Here is an 18,494-nt window from a genome sequence, read left to right as displayed (position 1 = left end):
ATCACGATTTCATCTCGCCAAGATAGGCCTGTTGCACCATTTCGTTGTCGCGCAGGCTCCGGGCCGAGCCGTGCAGCACCACCTCGCCGGTCTGCAGGACGTAGCCGTAGCCGGCGATCGACAGGGCCATGTTGGCATTCTGCTCGACCATGAAGATGCTGGTCCCCTGGCGATTGATCGTCTGAATGATTTCGAACACCTGTTCGACGAATCCCGGCGACAGGCCCATCGAGGGTTCGTCCATGCACAGCAGCTTCGGACGGGCCATCAGCGCACGGCCGATGGCGACCATCTGCTGCTCGCCGCCCGACAGCGTGCCTGCCTGTTGCTTGAGGCGCTCCTTGATGCGCGGGAACAGGTCGAAGACGCGTTCCTTGTCCACCTCGATCTCGGCCGTGTCGTCGCGCGTGAACGCCCCCAATTCCAGATTTTCGAGCACGGTCATGCGCGGGAACAGCCGCCGCGCCTCCGGCACCGGCGCAATGCCCCGCTTCACCCGCTGGGCGGTCGGCAGGTCGTTGATGCGCGCGCCCGCATAGGTGATCATGCCGCTCTTCGGCGTCACGATGCCGAGGATCGTCTTCATGGTCGTGGATTTTCCGGACGCATTGCCGCCCAGCAAGCAGACGATCTCGCCCTCGCCAACCCGATAATCGACGTCCTTCAGGACGTGAAGCTCGCCGTAGTAGGTGTTGACGTCCTTGAACTCAAGGAGCGGCGGCGGTCGCTGCGGCGGCGTCTGTTGTTCGTCCAAGATAGGCACGCAACACTTCCTTGTTGGAATGAACTTCCTTGGGCGTGCCCTCTGCGATCTTTTCACCGTGATCGAGCACGATCACCTTGTCTGCGATTTGGTTGACCACGTCGAGCTTGTGCTCGATCAAGAGGACAGTCACGCCGCGTTCGCGCAGATGCCGGATCTGGTCCGTCAGCTCCAGCGTCTCGGTCGGGTTCATGCCGGCGGTCGGCTCGTCGAGCAGAAGCAGCACAGGCTCCGACACCAGCGCGCGCGCGATCTCCATCCGCCGCCGGTTGGCGTAGGACAGGGAGAACGCGAGGTGCTGCAGGCGCGGCATCAGCCGGTTGCCGAAAATGCCCAATATTTCGAGGGCGCGGGCGCGGGCTGCTGCCTCTTCGCGCTTCACGCGCGGCGAGCGCAGCACGGCTCCGATCGCCCCCGTCGAGGTCCGCGCGTGCGCGCCAACGAGCGCATTCTCAAGCACCGTCATATTGGCGAAAAGGCGCAGGTTCTGGAAGGTGCGCGCGATGCCTTTTTCGACAATCCGGTGCGGCTTCAAGCCGGTCACGTCCTCGCCCGCGAGGAGAACGCGGCCACCGTCAGGCTCGATGAGACCGGTGATGAGGTTGAAGAACGTCGTCTTGCCGGAGCCGTTCGGCCCGATGATGCCGACCGTCGAACCCGGCATCACCTCGAGGTCGATGCGGTTCACGGCCTTGATACCGCCGAACGACTTCGCCAGGTCCTTGATCTCGAGCAGCGGCTTGCCCGGATCGATCGTCCGCCGATGAAGGGGGACAAGTCCTGCCTCGATGCTACGTCGCGATGGCATCGCGTTCTGCTGTTCATAGGTCAGTGCCGTCACGGCAGCGCGGTCGGGTACAAGGCCCTGCCGACGATAGAGCATCATCACCACGAGAATGATGCCGAAGATCAGTTCGATCGACTGCGTGAGATCGAGCCTTTGCAAAAAGCCGACGCCGCTCCAATCGCCGAGCGCATGGATCCACTGCGTCAGGTCCTGCAGGAACCATGATTGCAGCAACTGCAGGATCAGCGCGCCGATCACCACACCGGCAACGCTGCCTATGCCGCCCAGCACGATCATGACGAGAATCATGACCGAGACCGGAAACATGAACATCTCCGGCGTCGCGGTCTGCAGTTTGGCCACGTAGAAGGTTCCGGTCACACCGGCATAGCCCGCTCCGATGGCAAAGGCGAGCAGCTTGAGCTTGATGCGGTTCACACCCATTGCCTCGGCTGCGATTTCGTCCTCGCGAATCGCAAGCCACGCCCGGCCGATGCGCGAATGCTTCAGGCGCGCGCTGATGAAGATCATCAGGACGATGAGAGCGAGCCCGAGATAGTAGTAGGGCGTCGACAGCACACTGAAATCGTAGCCGAACAATTGCGGCGTCGTGACGCCGTTGAGCCCTTGCGCGCCATTGGTGATGTAAGGCGTATTGCGCGCCACGATTGGCACGATCTCGCCGAAGCCGAGCGTCACGATGGCAAGATAATCCCCCTTGAGCCTGAGGGTGGGTGCGCCGAACAACACGCCAAAGAAGGCGGCGACGAGCGCCGCAACCGGCAACATCAGCCAGAACGACGCCGCAAAATGCACGGTGCCGACACCACCTGCGACGTCGAGATGCTTGACCAGGCCGACCCATTGAAAGGGCTCCCAGAAGCTGCTCCATTGCGGCTGGATCTGATAGGATGAGAGTGCGCCATAGGTGTAGGCACCGATCGCGAAAAACGCGGCATAGCCAAGATCGAGCAGGCCGGCAAAGCCGACGACGATGTTGAGCCCGAGCGCCAGCATGGCAAAGGCGAGCGCGTTCGCCGCCGCATCGATGTCGCCCTCGTTGCCGTCGAGATAGGGAAAGGCAAGCGCGGCCATAAGGACGATGCCGAGCAGGTAGGGCCGGAACTGCTCGCTGCTGACACGATGGCGGATCGCCGGGATGATGCCGCTGAGGCGCCCGATCGCCGGCGACGCTACTTCTTGCGCGGGTTTGAGTTGATCTCGCACGCTGCAGCCCTACGATTTCGTCGGGGCTGCGCGACCAAGCAGCCCCGTAGGTCGTAAAACGAGCACCATCACCAGAAGCGAAAAGATGATGACATCGGTCCAACGCACGGCGATGTACTGGCCGCCCAGCGATTCGATGAGCCCGATCACCACGCCCCCGAGCATCGCGCCCGGTATGTTGCCGATCCCGCCGAGCACCGCCGCCGTGAAGGCCCGCAGGCCGGCGGTGTAGCCGATCAGGTAACTCGTATAATTGTAGTAGAGCCCGAAGATCAGCCCGGCCGCGCCGGCGAGCGCCGATCCCAGGAAAAAGGTGATGATCACCACCCGGTCGACGTCGATGCCGACCATACGGGCGGCCTCCTGATCCTGCGCCATCGCCTGCATTGCCTTGCCCATTTTTGTCCGGCGCACGAAATAGTTGAGCGCCACCATGAGCAGGAGCGAGATGGTCCACAGCATCACCTCGCGCAGGTGCAGCGTGACACCACCGAAGATCCACGCGGTATTGGGCATCGGGTTGGAGTAGTTCTTCGAGTCGGCGCCGGCTCCAAGCAGAATGATATTGTACAGGATGTAGGACAGGCCGATCGTGGTGATCATCGGTGCGGTGCCCGACACACCGCGCATCGGCCGTAGCGCAAAACGTTCGATTGCGACGCCGAGAATACCGGTCCCCAGCATCGTTACGATGAACGCCGCAACAAGGATGCCTGCCAACGGCAGCCCGTAAAGAACGTGCGATTGACCGGCAAAGCCCATCGCCTCCAACGCCCACATGGCCAGGAACGAGCCAACCATGAAGACGTTGAAATGCGCAAAGTTGATGAGCTCGATGATGCCGTAAACCATGGTGAAGCCGAGCGCGAGCAGCGAATACATCGCGCCCAGACTTACACCGTTGATCACCTGTTGAAGCAGGATATCCCAGTTGCTCATCGCGGGTTCTCTCGATGCGGCATCACGAGTGAGTGGCCTACCTTCATCGGGAGCTCACGACTGCGGCGCCGCTTCCAGGTACTTCAGCTGATGCGTGATATCGTCCGCAGGATATTTGTCGTTGTGTCGATACTGGAAGACGCTGACCGTGCGGTCGAGAATGTCGCCATTCTGATCGAAAGCAACGGTGCCCTGCAGCGTCTGGACATGCGAGCTCTGGATCGCGTCGCGGACATTGGAGCGGTTCATTTCCTTGCCGCTTTTCGCCACGGCCGCGATGGCGGCGAGAATGACCTTTGTCGCATCATAGGCTGTGATTGAATAGTCGTCCGGGGTGGTGTGATACTTGTCCTGGAAGCCCTTCACGAACTTGGCCGCCACGGGGCTTTCGGTCAAATGCGGGCCGGCATTCGTCGCATACCATTTCTCGACCGCCGGGAAGCCCCCGCCCTTGAGGAAGCTGCCGCCGGCCACACCGTCGCCGCCGCCCTTGATCATGTTCGGTATGGTCTCAGCCGCCTGCTTGGCGAGCTTGACGCCGGCTTGCGCCACACCGCCATAATAGAGGGCGTCCGGATTGAGCGCCTTGATCTTGGTCAGAGCGGTCGTGTAGTCGGCTTCCTTGGGGTCGAGCTGGTCGTGGCCGAGGACCTTGATGCCGTTCTTCTTCGCCTGGGCTTCGAATGCGTTGGCGAGCCCGACGCCGTAAGCACCGGAGTCGTCGAGGATGTAGACCGTCTTCACGTGAAGCTTTTCCTTGAAATAGTTGGCCATGTTCGGCCCCTGAAAGGCGTCGGTCGTCACGGTACGGAAATAGACCGCCTTCTGCTTGGGCCGGAACTGGCCAGCCATTTTCGGATCGGTGATATCGGGGTTGGTCGAGGATGGCGTGATCGTTGCCAGATCCGCCGCACTGAGGATCGGCGACATCGCTTTGCCGCTGCCGCTCATTTCCGGCCCGACATTGGCGACGACCAGCGGATCGGCGATCAGCTTCTTCGTATTGGTGGCGGCCTGGGCGGGATCATACTGTCCCGCGGTGGCTGTGCCGTTGTCATAGATGACCGGGACGATCTTGTAGCCGGCAACCCCGCCGGCGGCGTTGGCCTCGTCGATGGCCATCATCGCTCCGTTCTTGATGAGAGTGGCGTCGTCGGCGTCGGCTCCCGTGAGAGGCAGCGTCATGCCGATCTTGATGACCTTTTGATCAGCCGATGCTGCGGTGCATCCACCGACCGCGGCGATGGTGGCGACGGCAGCGGCTCCTGCATTGAAAGCACGCCGTGTAAGCTGGAACGATTTCATGGGGGTCTCCTCTTTGCAAATTAGAGCGCCACGTCAGACGTTACATCGAGCCCGATCTTTCGTACATTCGTCAAACGCCGAATTCGCTTCAAGAGCGGGCGGTAAGAAATTCAGGCCCCGAGGGGCGCGGAGGCCTTGCCAATACCAATCGACCGACGCAATTGACGCATTGCGGCATTCCGGCTTCGGGCGCGAAGCGGACGAACGCGGCACGTCTCAGATCGCTCAAGGGGGATATCCGGGGGTCTCGCTGTATGTTCGCCTTACCGTCGAAAGCCGACGGTCCGGATCTCAACAGGCCCGATGCCCTCACCGGCGCGGCGCGTCACCTTCTGTGCAAAGCGTTAGATGTGCCGCCGGATGATCGCATCAATCTCGGAGGCGTAATATCCTGGATGAGATCTCTGAGCGCCTCGGTGTCGAACGGCTTGCGTAGTATTCTCAGGTTTGGCGGAGCCGCCTTGGCCGCATCGCTGTAACCGGTCGTCAGGGCTATCCGCAAATTCGGATAGCGAGACTGGATTTCTCTCGCGAGCCCTACGCCGTCGATGGTCCCCGGCATGACGATATCGCTGAAGACAAGATCGATCTTCGTGCCGGTTTCGAGCAGTTCCAATGCCGCCGCGGCCGAATCTCGATAGACTGTCTCGTAGCCAAGCTGCTCGAACAGCGAGGATGTCACATCCGCCACGTCAGCGTTGTCGTCGACCACGAGAACCGTCTGCCGTTGCGAATGCCGTGTTCTTGTTCGGGCGGCGGAGGGCTCCTTGCCGGTGACTTGCTCGTCTGCAGAAAACGGCAAATAGATTGTAATCGTCGTTCCCTGTCCGACCTTGCTGTCTGCCGTCACCGTTCCGCCGGCCTGGTGCGCAAAACCGTAGACCTGGGACAAACCGAGCCCGGTCCCCTTGCCGACCTCCTTGGTCGTGAAAAACGGATCGAACATCTTGGACAGGAGATGAGGCGGAATGCCGGTCCCCGTATCGCTGAACGCGATCGCGAAGAAAGCCTCCCCGGAGCGATAATCGCCGGTTTCCTGTTGCAGCGCCACGTCGGTGACGGACACGGTGAACGTGCCGCCATTTGGCATCGCGTCACGCGCGTTGACGGCGATGTTGACAATCGCAAGCTCCAGTTCGGCGAGGTCCACCTTAACCTGCAAAACACCGTCGCCAATGTTCTCGTTGTATACGATGTTCCCGTGCAGCGAACTCTCGATCATGGTCCGCATATTCTTGATCGACGCATTCAAATCGACGACCGTCGGGCTGAGATGCTGACGGCGAGAGAACGTCAGCAATTGGCGCGTGAGGCTTTCTCCGCGTTTTGCCGCGTTCTGTATCGCCTCGATCGCTCTCGGCAGTTTCGGGTCGAGCAGGCGTGCGAAGATCTGGGCGCTGCCTCCAATGATCATCAACAGATTGTTGAAGTCATGCGCAATCCCGCCGGTCAGTTTGCCGATGGCCTCCATTTTCTGCGCCATTGCGAGCTGTTCGCGTGCCTGGACCAGTTGCTCCTCCGCGTCGCGTCGCTCGGTTGCGTCGCGGAGCACGTTGATAAAGCCGATCAGGTTTCCGGCGTCGTCAAGACTCGATGAGATCGAGCCGGTGATGAAAAACGGCGCGCCACTTTTCTTGATACGCCAACCCTCGACTTCGTGCTTGCCTTTTTGGGTGGCCGACTCCAATGCGCGGGTTGGCGCGCCGGCGCGACGCTCATCCGGTCGATAAAATATTCCAAAATGCTGGCCGACAATCTCTTCCCTTGCGTAGCCGGTGATCTTTTGTGCGGTGCTGTTCCAGCTTGTAATGTGCCCTTCCTTGTCGAGCGCAAAGATTGCATAGTCGACAACGCCCTCGATAAGAATTTGGAAGTGGCGTCGAACGCTTTCGAGCGCCAGAGTTTTCCGTTCAACCCGATGGTTCAGTTGATCCTGGACAGAAAGCAAATGGGCCTCTAGGTCCTGACGTGTTGCAATTGCCGCAGCTAAAATAAGAGGCGGCACTGCTACGCTGATCGAAAGCACGAACAACGACAACAAGGCTCCGTTCGGATCCGCTTTCGAAAACGGATCGTTGCCGACCGAAAAGCCCCAAACGGCCATTCCGGCGAAAATGAGCGCGACTGTCGCGACACTGAATCGATTTCCGCGCAAGCCGGCCCACATCGAGGGCAGGACAACAAAAAAGCCCAGGAGGCTGCGATAGGGCAGCGGCACGTTGAGGTCGCTGCTGACGAGGTCGCTGCCGACAAGCGGACTGTAAGCAACGATCCCGATGATGCCTGCGAGAGCGGATACGGCGACCGATTCCAGAAGATCCCATTTGGAGGAATTGCGTAAGGGCATCGTCGCCCAAAGCAGGATGGCTGGAACAATCAGCACGGTCCAGGCCGCGTCCGCAAGCCACCAGGTCAGCCAAGCGACGACAGGATCGGGAAAACCAGGCTGGTCAGCGGCAGTGAATCCTGCCACGGCGACGGTCGAACTGATCATCGTGGTCGGCGCAAAGCAAATGATTGCAAATTTTGCGACACCCGCGGGAGCCCCAAACGTCTGCTGACCGTTCGACCAGCGACCAATCAGCCATGTCCCGGCAAGCGCAGCGAGGAGCGTGCCGATCCCGACAGAGCCAGACTCCAGAAGCGATTGGTCGGCCATGAGGCAGGAGGAGAGGGGCCCCGCGAGGATCGCGGGCCAAATCCGGTAGCCGCGCAGCAGGACCAGTGCGAGCGCTACCCCGGTCGGCGGCCACAACGGTGTGGCGGCCGGATTGATTGCGGGTAGCAATCGCGCGAGCTCGGCAAGGCCAACGTCAATCGCGGCGACCAGCAAAAGTTCGAGCAAATAGGTTGCAGCACTCCGGGCGCTGCCAAACGCGAGGAACTTGGTCATACCAAACCTTGCGCTTTCCATCACAGGCCTTTGCGGTGGGTGCTCCAAAAAATACGATTGAGGGGAACCGAGCCCGCCCGTCTAATGTCCCCGAAAAAGGGCGGTTGCATTTCCAGGACGCCAACGACTCAAACACTCAATGCAGTTTTGACCAAAGCATGGCCGCACGATGGAGAATGCTCAATTTTCGATGGTGCGAGTGCGATGTCCGCAACGGATCAGAAACGCCGTTCCGATCAGTGCCGACCATGTCCGGGCTGTTCCCCGACGGCTGGCGTCGAGACAGGTGTGGTGGGCGGTCGATAAGGGCGAGCCGCAAAAGTCCACCACGGAAGGCGACCCCTACCTCGAAAGGAGCCAACACGTTCTAGGTCATGCGATCTCGCCCCGTTAGCTCAACACCGGGCGACTCATTGGGATGCGGGCGTCTGCTCAAGCCGCAGCCAGTGATAGATGATAAAAGATAGAGCCCAGCTGACCAGAAAAACAGCCACAACAAGGTACCCGAAGTTCGCAAGGCTTTCGTTCAGACCGGAAATCGCGATCCAGAACGAGCCTCTGAGTTCGAGCTTGCCGGCAAGCAGACCCAGCGCCTCGATCCCACCAATCAAGAGCGCGACCATGGCCGAGATGGCCGTGATGGTGAGGTTGTACCAGATCTTCCGGATCGGATTGAGAAAGGCCCAGCCATAGGCGCCGACCATCAGTATGCTGTCGGTGGTATCGACGAGCGTCATGCCGGCGGTGAACAGGGCCGGGAAGATCATCACGGTGCTGAAGTTGAGCCCACCCGAGGCCTGGGCTGCCGCTACGGTGAAAAGACTGATTTCGGTCGCGGTATCGAAGCCAAGGCCGAACAAAAGGCCGATCGCAAACATCTGCCAGCTCGCCGTCACCACGCGAAACAACGGTCGCAGGATGCGGGCCAGAAAGCCCCGACCGGATAGCAGGAGATTCAGTTCGTCGTCGCCGACGTTCTCCCCCCGGCGCGCCCGCCGAAAGCTGTGCCAGACGCTTCGCAAAATGACGAGGTTGATGACGGCAATCGTCAGCAGGAAGAACGCGGATGCTCCCGTCCCGACGATGCTGCCGATCGTCTTGAACTCCTGAAATCGACCTTGCAGCGCGAACGCGGCGGCGGCGATGCCCGCGACGGCCAGCGCAATCGAAAGGGAATGTCCGAGCGAGAAAAACAGCCCGACGGCAAGTGGACGCTTGCCGTCCTGCATCAATTTGCGCACCACGTTATCGATGGTCGCGATGTGATCGGCGTCGACGGCGTGCCGGAGGCCCAGCACGTAGGCCAGAAACGCGGTGCCAAGCAGCGTTGGCCGGTCGGACAGCGCGAGAATGGCCCAGGTCCAGGCAAGACCGTTGATTGCCAGCAGGAACGCGTAGAGGGAGACAATCCTAGTGCGCGAGGCGGCCGAGGCGTCGTCGACGGCAAGTTTCAGGTATGTGAGCATGATTTGCTTCGCTAGAACTGCCAATGCGCGCGGGGACCGGGTACGTCTCCGCGATGACTGGACAGAATCCAGCGGCGAATTGTCGTGGACTTGAAACGAGCGTGCACAGCCATGGGGGCTCTCCATCCGCGAGACAACCTTCATCGTGTCGTCATCGCAGCGAAGAACCGCCCCAAGCGCGCGCTCCGCACGCCGGATGGATGACTGTTCAGGCCGGTCTCCTGACTTGCGGGTCAATGCTCTGTTTCCGCCTTCCCGGGCCAGAAAGCCCAGTGGCTCGTGGAAAAGAACTCACCGCCTACAGTTGCGGGCGCAGTTGCGGATTGGCCGCGCTGTCGCGAAAGCCCCACCGCATTCCCATCTCGCCGACCTTGCGGCCAGCGAACCTGAACGCCGCCATCATCGCGGAGTCATCGCGGATGTCAATGCGCAAGGGCGCATACCCATTTAAGAGCTTTCAAGGTGTGTTTGGGCGCTTCAAGAGGGGCGTTATGCGTCGTCACGCGTGCGGGGCGGGATGCGATGGGCGAGAGCTCGATCACGCGGCGGGCGAGTCGTGCGTGGATGACAAAAACGTGCGGTCCTGACCCCAGATGTTTGAATCAAGGCGCTCGGATGACAGGCAACTCTCTTGTGTGGACGAGAGCGACGCCCGCGTTCCGCCGGGCGCACTTTTGATTGATTCTTCGGAACTGAGGCGCGCGTCTGCCGTTTGCAACGCAATAACAGTTCAAAGCCTCAGGTCAGCGCAATGATGCCGTCATTGATTCTCGTCGTCGAGGATGAGTATCCGCTTCAAGGGATTGTGGAGGAGACACTGATCGAGCGCGGTTTTGCCGCCGATATTCTGTCCTCTGGCGAAGAGGCGCTGACCCTCTTCCGGGGTGGTACCAAGGAGTACAAGGCTCTCGTCATCGACGTGAGTCTCAAGGGCAGGCTGAACGGGTGGGATGTGGCCCGGCAGATCCGAGAAAAGGACCCCGCGTTCCCGATTGTCTATATGACGGCCGCGACGGCGAATGAATGGGCTTCGCAGGGCGTCCCCAGCAGCCTGCTTTTGCAGAAGCCGTTTGCGCCAGCCGAGCTCGTAGCGGCGCTCTCCAATCTTCTCCATCTTGTTGCCGCGCCAAGTCCGCGAGCGGCGCTTGCCGAAGACAAGGCAGGGCTTGATCGAGCGAAGCCAGCGTCTGGCTGGCTACGCAAGTCCGAATGAGGAGCGGATGGCTCGCTGATCAACAGGCCTTGTCAAGCGCGAACGTCGTCAACGGCGCCGGAGGCTCGCCGGCGGCTGCACGTTCGAGAATGATCTTCGCAATCTCCGTTCGATTGGCCGGAGTTTGCATCGTTGGCGGCAACGCCGCCACTGATTGTTCAAAGACACGTCCCAGGAGGGAGAGTTCTTCCGGATCGTAGACCGCCGTTCGATCGCGCAACATGTTGGAGCCGCTTCCCTTGTTATCATCGGCAGCCTGGCACTTTGCCAAGGCGTTTGTCCGCGCTGGGGCAAAAAGGCGACCGACCGGCGGCGTCCACCGCCGGCGATGCTGTTTGCAGTCCGACCGATGCGATTGTGCAACACACAACGGTTTGCGGTTCGAAGCATCTGCCGTGTTGTGAGGCGGCCGGGCGCCTCCGTATGTCTGCTTTTGCCGTCGAAAGCGGATGGGTCTTATCGACCCGTCATTGCGAGCGAAGCGAAGCAATCCAGTTCGTAGAGTAGGTTGCGCCACGGCCAACCCACCGTCTTTTGCCACCGCGTGCAGAGAAGTGGTGGGTTACGCTTCACCAACCCACCCTACATGCCTGGAAAATCACGCCGCCTTCGCGGCTGCTCCATGCGCGTGCTTGTCGATGGCGTCGATGATCTGTGGCCACAGCGGCAGCGGAAGCGCGTGGCCCATGCCTTCGACCATCATGAGTCTCGCGCCGGGGATCGAGGCCGCGGTGTCCCGGCCGCCCATCGGATGCACCAGGGGATCGACAGTGCCGTGAATCACCAGCGTCGGCGCCTTCACGTTGCGCAAGCGCGCCTTGCGGCTGCCGGAAGCGAGAACAGCGCGGAGCTGGCGGCCGACGCCGGCCGGGTTGAGGCCGCGATCCCAGGTGCGTTCGGCGCGCGAGCGGTCGAGCGCTTCATCCTCGGGAAAAGAGCCGGCGCGCAGAATTCTCCAGTTCTGCGCAAAGCGGGTGATGTATTCGTCGCGCGTCTGCGGCGGCGGCGCCATCAGCATGGCGGAGGCTTCCTTGGTCGGCGGTGGCACCCTCGGGTTTCCGGTGGTCGACGTGATCGAGGTCAGCGAGCGCACCCGCTCGGGAAAAGTGATCGCGATCTCCTGCGCGATCATGCCGCCCATGGACGCGCCGACCAGGTGCGCGGTGCGGATATGCAACGCATCCATCAGCGCGACGGTATCCTGGGCCATGTCGCGCAGCCTGTAGGGCGCCGCGACCGGGATCCTCAGGAGGCGCAGTTTCAACAGCTCGAGCGCGGTCAGGCGTTTGCCGCCGGAAAGTTTGGAGGACTGGCCGATGTCGCGGTTGTCGAAGCGGATGACGCGAAAGCCGCGCGCGGCAAGTTGCTCACAGAATGCGTCGTCCCACAGCACCATCTGTGCGCCGAGCCCCATGATCAGGAGCATCGGTTCGGCGTCCGCCGCGCCGAAGATCTCGTAGCAGATGTCGATGCCATTGGCGCGGGCAAGTTGCGGCGACTGGTGGGCGACGGAGGTCACTTGGGCGTTCCTTGGGTTTTCCTTCGGGCGCTTCCTTGCATAGGTCGGGGAACTCTATCGCACGCTTTGCCGTGGCGCAGAAGGATTTTGCAACGTCCCTCCGTCCGCTTGTGCATCGCCCACGGTGTTGACCGTCCCGTCGCAACGGTGTGGTATGGCCGAAAAGAAGGGCGATGAAGCTCTCGATGGATGAGGAGGATGCCGATGGCTGATAAAGGCAGCGATCCGGTCGCGTTGTGGCAAAAGATGATTGGCGAAATGGAGAAGGGGTTCAATGCCTTCGCCAGCCAGGCCATGTCGTCGCCGGAATTCTCCAAGGCCATGAATCAGGCCGGCGGCGCCACCGCGGGCGCGCAAAAGCAGTTCGGCGAATTCATGGAGAAATATCTGCTCGGCATGAATCTGCCGAGCCGCGCGCAGATGATCGGCATGGCCGAGCGGCTGCAGAATATCGAGAACCAGCTCAACGAGATCAAGGCGATGCTGCAGCAGATGAATGCAGGCAACTCGCCGCCCGGTTATGCCGGCGCGCCGCGGCCGCCGCGCACCAAGCGTCCGCCATCCGCGCAGCCTGCGTCCGGAGAGCAGAAATGAACGCGCCCGCGGGCCTTGATCTGGCTGACATCCCGGAACGGATCCAGGCCGAGGTCCAGCGCGCGATCCAGCGCTCGATCAAGGGCGTCGAATATTTTTCGACCTCCGGCCCGACGCTTGGCTCGACGCCGAAGGATATCCTCCACAGCCGCGGTACCATGAACCTCTATCACTACCGTGCGCTCGCGGACGAGGTGTACCGCGTGCCGGTCCTGATCGTGATGGCGACCACCAATCGCGGCTACATTCTCGACATGGTGCCGGGCCAGAGCTTTATCGAGTTCCTGCTCAAGCGCGGCTACGACGTCTATATGCTGGACTGGACCGCGCCGCGGCCGGAAGAGAAGTCCTTGCGGATGGAGGATTACGTCCTCGACTTCATCCCGGATTGCGTTCGCCGCGTGCGCGACGACTCCGGCGAGCCGGACGTCTCGGTGATCGGTTATTGCTTTGGCGGCGTGCTGTCGCTGCTGTACGGCTCGATCTTCAACGACGGGCCGATGAAGAACCTGATCTGCTTCACCACGCCGATCGATTTCCGCGAGCTCAAGCTGTTCTCGAATTTTTCCGACCGCCGCTATTTCGACGTCGACCGCCTCGTCGACAGCGTCGGCAATGTTCCGCCGGAGATGATCCTGTCCTCGTTCGAGATGCTGCGCCCCGCATCGCGTACGGTGAGCCAGATCCAGCTCTGGGAAAACATCTGGAACGACGAGTTCGTGAAGTCGTATCGCATGTTCGACCGCTGGGCGACCGATACGCTGCCGCTTGCCGGCGAATATTTCCGCGCCATCACCAAGGACTTGATGTGGGACAACAAGCTCTTCAACGACAGCATGACGGTCGGCGGCCACAAGGCGCAGCTTGCCGACATCACGGTGCCGATCCTGCATGCGGTCGCCGAGCACGACCACATCGTTCCTTACGAAGCGGCGAAGCATCTGATCGCGAAAATCGGTTCGCAGGACAAGGAAGAGGTGATGCTGAAAGGCGGTCACGTCTCCCTTGTGGCCGGCGCCAATGCGATCAAGCGGCTGTGGCCGAAACTGGACTCCTGGTTAGGTGGACGATCGATATGAGTGAAACCCGTTGCTATCCGCGTCACGCCAACACCGATGCCGGCGAGATCGAATTCCGCCTGATGGCGCGCGCGGACGAAGCCGCCGTGCTCGCCTTCGCGAAAGGGCTGCCGACGCATGATCTCTTGTTCCTGCCGCGCAACATCAGCGAGCCGAAGGTGCTGTCGGCCTGGATCAACGAGATCGAACGCGGCGCGATCACAAGCCTGCTCGCGGTCAAGGACGGCAGGGTGGTCGGCTGCGGCACCCTGGTGCGTGACCCGCATTCCTGGTCGCCGCACGTCGGCGAGATCAGGATGGTGGTTTCGCTCGACGTGCGCGGGCAGGGTGTAGGACGGGCGCTGTCGCAGGAAACCTTTGCCCTCGCGCTCGGCGCGGGTCTGGAAAAACTGTCGGTGCAGATGACGGTCGACCAGCGGGCCGCGATTGCCCTGTTCGAGAGCCTGGGCTTCAAGGCCGAAGCGCTGCTCCGCGACCAGGTCCGGGATGTGGACGGCAAGAAGCACGATATCGTCGTGCTCGGGCACAATATCGCGCAGTTTCAGGCCCAATTGGAGGCTTTTGGCCTGCCGGAGGCGGTTCGGCCTTGAATCCGCTCATTTAGAACTGCTCCGGACTGTATCGATCACAGGTTCGTGATGTCGCGATGCAACATCGATGTTGCATCGCACCATTAGCTATGCCATATGACCGTTGCCCCGGGCCAAATCCGGACGGGGTGAGCCCATAGCTCGAACGTGAGGATGGAAGAGAACCCCATGACCACCGAAACCAACACTGTGTTTGACACCGTCAAGGAAGCCTTCGCCCCCGTCACCGAGGCGATCAAGAATTTCCAGAACGTGGAAGTTCCCGAGGCTGCCCGCGACTTCGTCAAGAAGACCGTCAACAGCGCCAAGGAGCGCGCCGCCGACGCTTACGCCGGCTCGGAGAAGGTGACCGACGCGATCGAGAGCGCCGTAACCGATTCCGTCACCGAGGCTGCCAAGATCAGCCGCAACGTCCAGCAGGCGCTCTATCAGGACGCGGAAGCGTTCTTCGCCGGCCTCGAGAAGCTGGCTTCGGCCAAGTCGATCAACGAAGCGGTCCAGATCCAGTCGGATCTCGCCCGTGCGCGCGGTGAAGTGTTCATCTCGCGGGCCAAGTCGACCGCGGAATACCTCGGCCAGCTCGTCACCAACGGTGCCAAGGCCGCCCAGGACAACTTCGCCAAGGTCTACAACAAGACCGCCTGATCAAGCGTCGATCGGCGGATCATGTCTCAAGGCCCGCGTTCCGCGGGCCTTATTTTTTTGGCCGCCGTCATTGCGAGGAGCCTACGGATCCCGCGCGAAACGCGCGGGGCGATGACAGGCTCCGCGGCGAAGCAATCCACGTTGGCGTCCGAGCGCCCTGGAATGCTTCCGCCTTCGCTCTTCGAGCTACGGCGGACACGTCGCTTCGCTCGCAATGACGGAAGCTGGTATCCTGCAGCGATGACTTCAACCGGCACCACGACCTTCGTCACCCGCGGGGACGCCTTGCGCGCCGCCGAACTGAAGCGCGTCAAGGCGCAGGCGACACTGGTGCTGGCCGGCACGCTCGTGCTGTTCGTGATCGCAAAACTCCTCCTGAACGCCCATCCCGTGTTCGGCTTTGTCGCGGCCTTTGCGGAGGCCGCCACCATCGGCGGGCTCGCCGACTGGTACGCGGTGGTGGCGCTGTTCAAGCGGCCGCTGGGCCTGCCGATCCCGCATACGGCGATCATCCAGAGCAACCAGCACCGCATCGCCGACAAGCTCGGCGAGTTCATCGAGGTGCATTTCCTGGAAGCCGGACCGGTCGAGGCCAAGCTGCGTCAGGTCGATTTCGGCTCCTTCGTCGCGGACTGGCTGCGCGACCGCAAGAAGAGCGACGATCTCGCCCGCTTTGCGCTGCGGCTGTTGCCGGAGGCGTTCTCCGCGACCGAAAGCTCGGGGTTGATGACCTTTATCACCCGCCGCATCACCGCGCAGCTTCTCTCGGTCGATCTCGCACCGCTCGCGGCCGGCACGCTGCGCGTCTTCGTCGAGGAGGGGCGGCACCAGGCGCTGCTGGATGATCTCCTGCGCGTCGTCCACGAGACGATCACGACACCCGAGACCATGGCGATGATCCGCGCGAAAATCCGCGAGGAACTGCCGACACTCCTCAATCTCTATCGGGCCGACAAGTTCCTGCTCAAGAAGATCGTGGGCTCGGCCGGCGCGTTCTTCGATGAAATCCGCAACGATCCCAAGCATCCCTTCCGCGGTGAGTTCAACCGCATGGTGCTGGCCTTTGTCGATCGGCTTGCGACCGATCCGGCCTACGCGAAGCGCATCGAAGGCCTGAAGCGCGATCTGCTCGCGCGGCCGGAGCTCAACGACCTCGCGCGCAACATCTGGTCGAACACCAAAAGCTTCATCGAGCAAAGCGCCGCCGGCCAGACGCAGGTTCTGCAGCGTCATCTCGCCGGGATGTTCGTCTCTGCCGGTGAAGCGCTGGCCGCCGACGCCGAGCTTCGTGCCGAGATCAACCAGGGACTTGTTACCGTCCTGCGCAGCTTCATTACCGACCAGAAGAGCGGCGTCTCGAGCTTCATCTCCGATCAGGTGAAGGCGTGGGACATGGCGCAGTTGATTTCGCTGATCGAAATCAACATCGGCAGGGACCTGCAATATATCCGCTTCAACGGATCGCTGATCGGCGGGCTAGCCGGGCTGGCGCTCTACACCGCCGAATTCCTGCTCAGGATGTTGTGACCCATCGGCCACGCCTAGGCGTTTACTTGTGGCCGGTGTGATCTGGTTGGCTTGAAAGCCTCAAAATGGTTCCCTAGCTTTTCAATCGGGATAGTTGCGTTGCAAACGATTCCACGAGGTTTGCGTCTTTCCATTGATCCGTTGGCCGGCAGCCGCGACTTCAGGTGCCGCGCCCTGAACAGGAGACATCATGTCAGTTGCCGCGCAGACGCTTCGCCCGCCGTCCCGGACCCTGATGTTCCTGGAGGGGCGCGCCATCCATGAACTCGGCGCCTTTGTCGGCGCCTTGCCGCTCTTGTCGCTGGCGCGGCGGGGCGACGGCCATCCGGTGCTGGTGCTGCCCGGGCTGATCGCCTCCGATGTCTCGACGCGGCCGCTGCGCGCTTTCCTCGGCGACAAGGGCTATGCGGTGAGCGGTTGGAATCAGGGCCGCAACCTGGGTCTTCGTCCCGGCGTGCGGGAAGGTTTGATCGACCTGCTGGAAGAGGCGAACGACATCCATGGTCGCAAGGTCTCACTGGTGGGCTGGAGCCTCGGTGGTCTTTATGCGCGTCAGCTTGCCAAGATGATGCCGGAGCGCGTGCGCAGCGTGATCACGCTCGGCAGCCCGTTCGCCGGCCCGCCGCGCTCCACCAATGCCTGGCGAGTCTACGAGCTCGCTAGCGGCCGCTCGGCGGAGGACGCCGATCCTCGTTTCGGCGGATCGCTCTCGGTCGCACCGCCGGTGCCGACCACCGCGATTTACAGCCGCACCGACGGCATCTGCGCCTGGCAGGGCTGCAAGGAGAAGACCTCGGCGATGGCCGAGAGCATCGAGGTCGAAAGCAGCCATTGCGGCATGGGTCACCACCCCGCTGTGGTCTATGCGGTCGCCGATCGGCTCGCGCAGCCGGAAGGTCAGTGGAAGCCGTTCGACCGCTCCGGCTGGCGCGCGATCATCTACCCGGATCCGAACCGGTAAGCCGTCCGGATTGTTCGCAAGCCGCGAACTGCGGTATGCCTGCACGCATGCCGCATCCGCTTGCCCGCATCATCGGAGAGCTCAAGCGCGAGCCGTCGCGCACCGGCTCGATCATCATCACCGTGTTCGGCGATGCCATCGTGCCGCGCGGCGGTTCGGTTTGGCTCGGCACGTTGCTCGAATTCTTCGAGGCGCTCGACATCGACTCCAGCGTTGTGCGCACGGCGATGTCGCGGTTGACGGCGGACGGCTGGTTCGAGCGCGAGAAGGTCGGCCGCAACAGCTTCTACCGGCTGGTGAAGAAAGGCCGGCTCACCTTTGATATCGCTACCAAACATATCTACGACCCGCCGCCGTCGGATTGGACCGGCCGCTTCGAATTGCTTCTGATCGGCAATGGCGAGGACCGCGATGCCGCGCGCGAGGCGCTGAAGAATGCCGGCTTCGGCAGTCCGCTGCCGGGGGTATGGGTGGCGCCCTCAGGCGTGCCCGTTCCGGAGGAAGCCTCAAGTGCGATCCGGCTCGAAGTCTCCGCCGAGGACGACAGCGGCCACAGATTGCTCAGCGCAAGCTGGCCGCTCGAGCGCACCGCGGACGCCTATCTGAAGTTCATGAAGACCTTCGAGCCGCTGCGCGGCTATCTCGATCGCGGCGCGCTGTCGGATGCGGATGCCTTCACTGCGCGAATCCTCCTGATCCATCATTACCGCCGCGTGGTGCTGCGGGATCCTCTGCTGCCGATCGCACTATTGCCGAAGGATTGGCCGGGCAGGGCGGCGCGGGGGCTGTGCGGCGAAATCTACCGAGCGTTGCTGGCTCGGTCGGAACAATGGCTTGACGCCCACGGAACCAACGAGAATGGACCCCTGCCGAAGGCGATAAGCGAGCTCGGCCAACGGTTTGGCGACTAGATCAATATGTTACAAAAATATCTTGCAACGCATATTTTTTGTTATACATTTGATCCTAATCAATGCAAGGGAGGT

General features: G+C 61.7%; 16 protein-coding genes and 1 riboswitch. Of the genes, 8 read left to right on the top strand and 8 right to left on the bottom strand.

Going from position 1 to position 18,494, the window contains the following annotated elements; translation table 11 throughout:
• Nucleotide 1: 1 nt before the first annotated feature.
• From VKR55_RS00485 to VKR55_RS00460, 6 genes are all read right to left on the bottom strand, one after another.
• Complete coding sequence (locus VKR55_RS00485; RefSeq protein ID WP_414642275.1) at nucleotides 2–763, bottom strand: ABC transporter ATP-binding protein; 762 nt, start codon at nucleotides 761–763, stop codon at nucleotides 2–4.
• The gene (locus VKR55_RS00480; protein WP_324398823.1) at nucleotides 708–2,777 is read right to left on the bottom strand and encodes a branched-chain amino acid ABC transporter ATP-binding protein/permease; all 2,070 of its coding nucleotides are present in this window, start codon (nucleotides 2,775–2,777) and stop codon (nucleotides 708–710) included. Before VKR55_RS00480 ends, VKR55_RS00485 begins: the two co-directional genes overlap by 56 nt.
• Nucleotides 2,778–2,786: 9 nt before the next feature.
• Nucleotides 2,787–3,716 carry a branched-chain amino acid ABC transporter permease gene (locus VKR55_RS00475; RefSeq protein ID WP_324398822.1) on the bottom strand — a complete coding sequence of 310 codons (930 nt, stop codon included), beginning with the start codon at nucleotides 3,714–3,716 and terminating at the stop codon, nucleotides 2,787–2,789.
• 54 nt (nucleotides 3,717–3,770) lie between these two features.
• Nucleotides 3,771–5,021 (bottom strand): branched-chain amino acid ABC transporter substrate-binding protein, encoded by a 1,251-nt coding sequence (locus tag VKR55_RS00470; RefSeq protein WP_324398821.1) that lies wholly within the window; start codon nucleotides 5,019–5,021, stop codon nucleotides 3,771–3,773.
• A gap of 325 nt (nucleotides 5,022–5,346) precedes the next feature.
• Nucleotides 5,347–7,914 (bottom strand): MASE1 domain-containing protein, encoded by a 2,568-nt coding sequence (locus VKR55_RS00465; protein ID WP_324398820.1) that lies wholly within the window; start codon nucleotides 7,912–7,914, stop codon nucleotides 5,347–5,349.
• Nucleotides 7,915–8,324: 410 nt separating this feature from the next.
• Nucleotides 8,325–9,380: a HoxN/HupN/NixA family nickel/cobalt transporter gene (locus tag VKR55_RS00460; protein WP_324398819.1), complete on the bottom strand. Its 1,056-nt coding sequence runs from the start codon at nucleotides 9,378–9,380 to the stop codon at nucleotides 8,325–8,327.
• 194 nt (nucleotides 9,381–9,574) lie between these two features.
• Nucleotides 9,575–9,785, bottom strand: a riboswitch (cobalamin riboswitch).
• Between the two features lie 349 nt (nucleotides 9,786–10,134).
• Between VKR55_RS00460 and VKR55_RS00455 the strand changes: the two genes are divergently transcribed.
• Nucleotides 10,135–10,593: a response regulator transcription factor gene (locus tag VKR55_RS00455; protein WP_324398839.1), complete on the top strand. Its 459-nt coding sequence runs from the start codon at nucleotides 10,135–10,137 to the stop codon at nucleotides 10,591–10,593.
• 19 nt (nucleotides 10,594–10,612) lie between these two features.
• Here the strand turns inward: VKR55_RS00455 and VKR55_RS00450 are convergent, their stop codons facing one another.
• On the bottom strand, nucleotides 10,613–10,864 hold the full coding sequence (locus VKR55_RS00450; RefSeq protein WP_324398818.1) for a hypothetical protein: 252 nt from the start codon (nucleotides 10,862–10,864) through the stop codon (nucleotides 10,613–10,615).
• 327 nt (nucleotides 10,865–11,191) lie between these two features.
• Complete coding sequence (locus VKR55_RS00445) at nucleotides 11,192–12,112, bottom strand: alpha/beta fold hydrolase (RefSeq protein ID WP_324398817.1); 921 nt, start codon at nucleotides 12,110–12,112, stop codon at nucleotides 11,192–11,194.
• 204 nt (nucleotides 12,113–12,316) lie between these two features.
• Between VKR55_RS00445 and VKR55_RS00440 the strand changes: the two genes are divergently transcribed.
• From VKR55_RS00440 to paaX, 7 genes are all read left to right on the top strand, one after another.
• The gene (locus VKR55_RS00440) at nucleotides 12,317–12,706 is read left to right on the top strand and encodes a hypothetical protein (RefSeq protein ID WP_324398816.1); all 390 of its coding nucleotides are present in this window, start codon (nucleotides 12,317–12,319) and stop codon (nucleotides 12,704–12,706) included.
• Complete coding sequence (locus tag VKR55_RS00435; RefSeq protein ID WP_324398815.1) at nucleotides 12,703–13,785, top strand: alpha/beta fold hydrolase; 1,083 nt, start codon at nucleotides 12,703–12,705, stop codon at nucleotides 13,783–13,785. The genes VKR55_RS00440 and VKR55_RS00435 overlap by 4 nt, the downstream gene beginning before the upstream one ends.
• Nucleotides 13,782–14,375, top strand: coding sequence for a GNAT family N-acetyltransferase (locus tag VKR55_RS00430; protein WP_324398814.1), 594 nt, complete (start codon nucleotides 13,782–13,784; stop codon nucleotides 14,373–14,375). Before VKR55_RS00435 ends, VKR55_RS00430 begins: the two co-directional genes overlap by 4 nt.
• Before the next feature lie 168 nt (nucleotides 14,376–14,543).
• The gene (locus VKR55_RS00425; RefSeq protein ID WP_324398813.1) at nucleotides 14,544–15,020 is read left to right on the top strand and encodes a phasin; all 477 of its coding nucleotides are present in this window, start codon (nucleotides 14,544–14,546) and stop codon (nucleotides 15,018–15,020) included.
• 240 nt (nucleotides 15,021–15,260) lie between these two features.
• Nucleotides 15,261–16,547 (top strand): DUF445 domain-containing protein, encoded by a 1,287-nt coding sequence (locus tag VKR55_RS00420; RefSeq protein ID WP_324398812.1) that lies wholly within the window; start codon nucleotides 15,261–15,263, stop codon nucleotides 16,545–16,547.
• Between the two features lie 190 nt (nucleotides 16,548–16,737).
• Nucleotides 16,738–17,508, top strand: coding sequence for an esterase/lipase family protein (locus tag VKR55_RS00415; protein WP_324398811.1), 771 nt, complete (start codon nucleotides 16,738–16,740; stop codon nucleotides 17,506–17,508).
• 47 nt (nucleotides 17,509–17,555) lie between these two features.
• The gene (gene paaX, locus VKR55_RS00410; RefSeq protein ID WP_324398838.1) at nucleotides 17,556–18,419 is read left to right on the top strand and encodes a phenylacetic acid degradation operon negative regulatory protein PaaX; all 864 of its coding nucleotides are present in this window, start codon (nucleotides 17,556–17,558) and stop codon (nucleotides 18,417–18,419) included.
• Nucleotides 18,420–18,494: the final 75 nt, after the last annotated feature.

The sequence above is a fragment of the Bradyrhizobium sp. genome, assembly GCF_035309285.1.
Classification (GTDB): Bacteria; Pseudomonadota; Alphaproteobacteria; order Rhizobiales; family Xanthobacteraceae; genus Bradyrhizobium.
The sequence above is the reverse complement of the archived record's forward strand: the minus strand, read 5'-3'. Positions and strand labels throughout refer to the sequence as shown.

What these genes read in the sequence shown, in the direction of transcription:
- VKR55_RS00420 (WP_324398812.1), top strand. Translation starts at nt 15,261, where the DNA reads ATGACTTCAACCGGCACCACGACCTTCGTCACCCGCGGGGACGCCTTG.
- VKR55_RS00455 (WP_324398839.1), top strand. Translation starts at nt 10,135, where the DNA reads ATGCCGTCATTGATTCTCGTCGTCGAGGATGAGTATCCGCTTCAAGGG.
- VKR55_RS00440 (WP_324398816.1), top strand. Translation starts at nt 12,317, where the DNA reads ATGGCTGATAAAGGCAGCGATCCGGTCGCGTTGTGGCAAAAGATGATT.
- VKR55_RS00415 (WP_324398811.1), top strand. Translation starts at nt 16,738, where the DNA reads ATGTCAGTTGCCGCGCAGACGCTTCGCCCGCCGTCCCGGACCCTGATG.
- paaX (WP_324398838.1), top strand. Translation starts at nt 17,556, where the DNA reads ATGCCGCATCCGCTTGCCCGCATCATCGGAGAGCTCAAGCGCGAGCCG.
- VKR55_RS00475 (WP_324398822.1), bottom strand. Translation starts at nt 3,716, where the DNA reads ATGAGCAACTGGGATATCCTGCTTCAACAGGTGATCAACGGTGTAAGT.
- VKR55_RS00430 (WP_324398814.1), top strand. Translation starts at nt 13,782, where the DNA reads ATGAGTGAAACCCGTTGCTATCCGCGTCACGCCAACACCGATGCCGGC.
- VKR55_RS00425 (WP_324398813.1), top strand. Translation starts at nt 14,544, where the DNA reads ATGACCACCGAAACCAACACTGTGTTTGACACCGTCAAGGAAGCCTTC.
- VKR55_RS00465 (WP_324398820.1), bottom strand. Translation starts at nt 7,914, where the DNA reads ATGACCAAGTTCCTCGCGTTTGGCAGCGCCCGGAGTGCTGCAACCTAT.
- VKR55_RS00435 (WP_324398815.1), top strand. Translation starts at nt 12,703, where the DNA reads ATGAACGCGCCCGCGGGCCTTGATCTGGCTGACATCCCGGAACGGATC.
- VKR55_RS00470 (WP_324398821.1), bottom strand. Translation starts at nt 5,021, where the DNA reads ATGAAATCGTTCCAGCTTACACGGCGTGCTTTCAATGCAGGAGCCGCT.
- VKR55_RS00460 (WP_324398819.1), bottom strand. Translation starts at nt 9,380, where the DNA reads ATGCTCACATACCTGAAACTTGCCGTCGACGACGCCTCGGCCGCCTCG.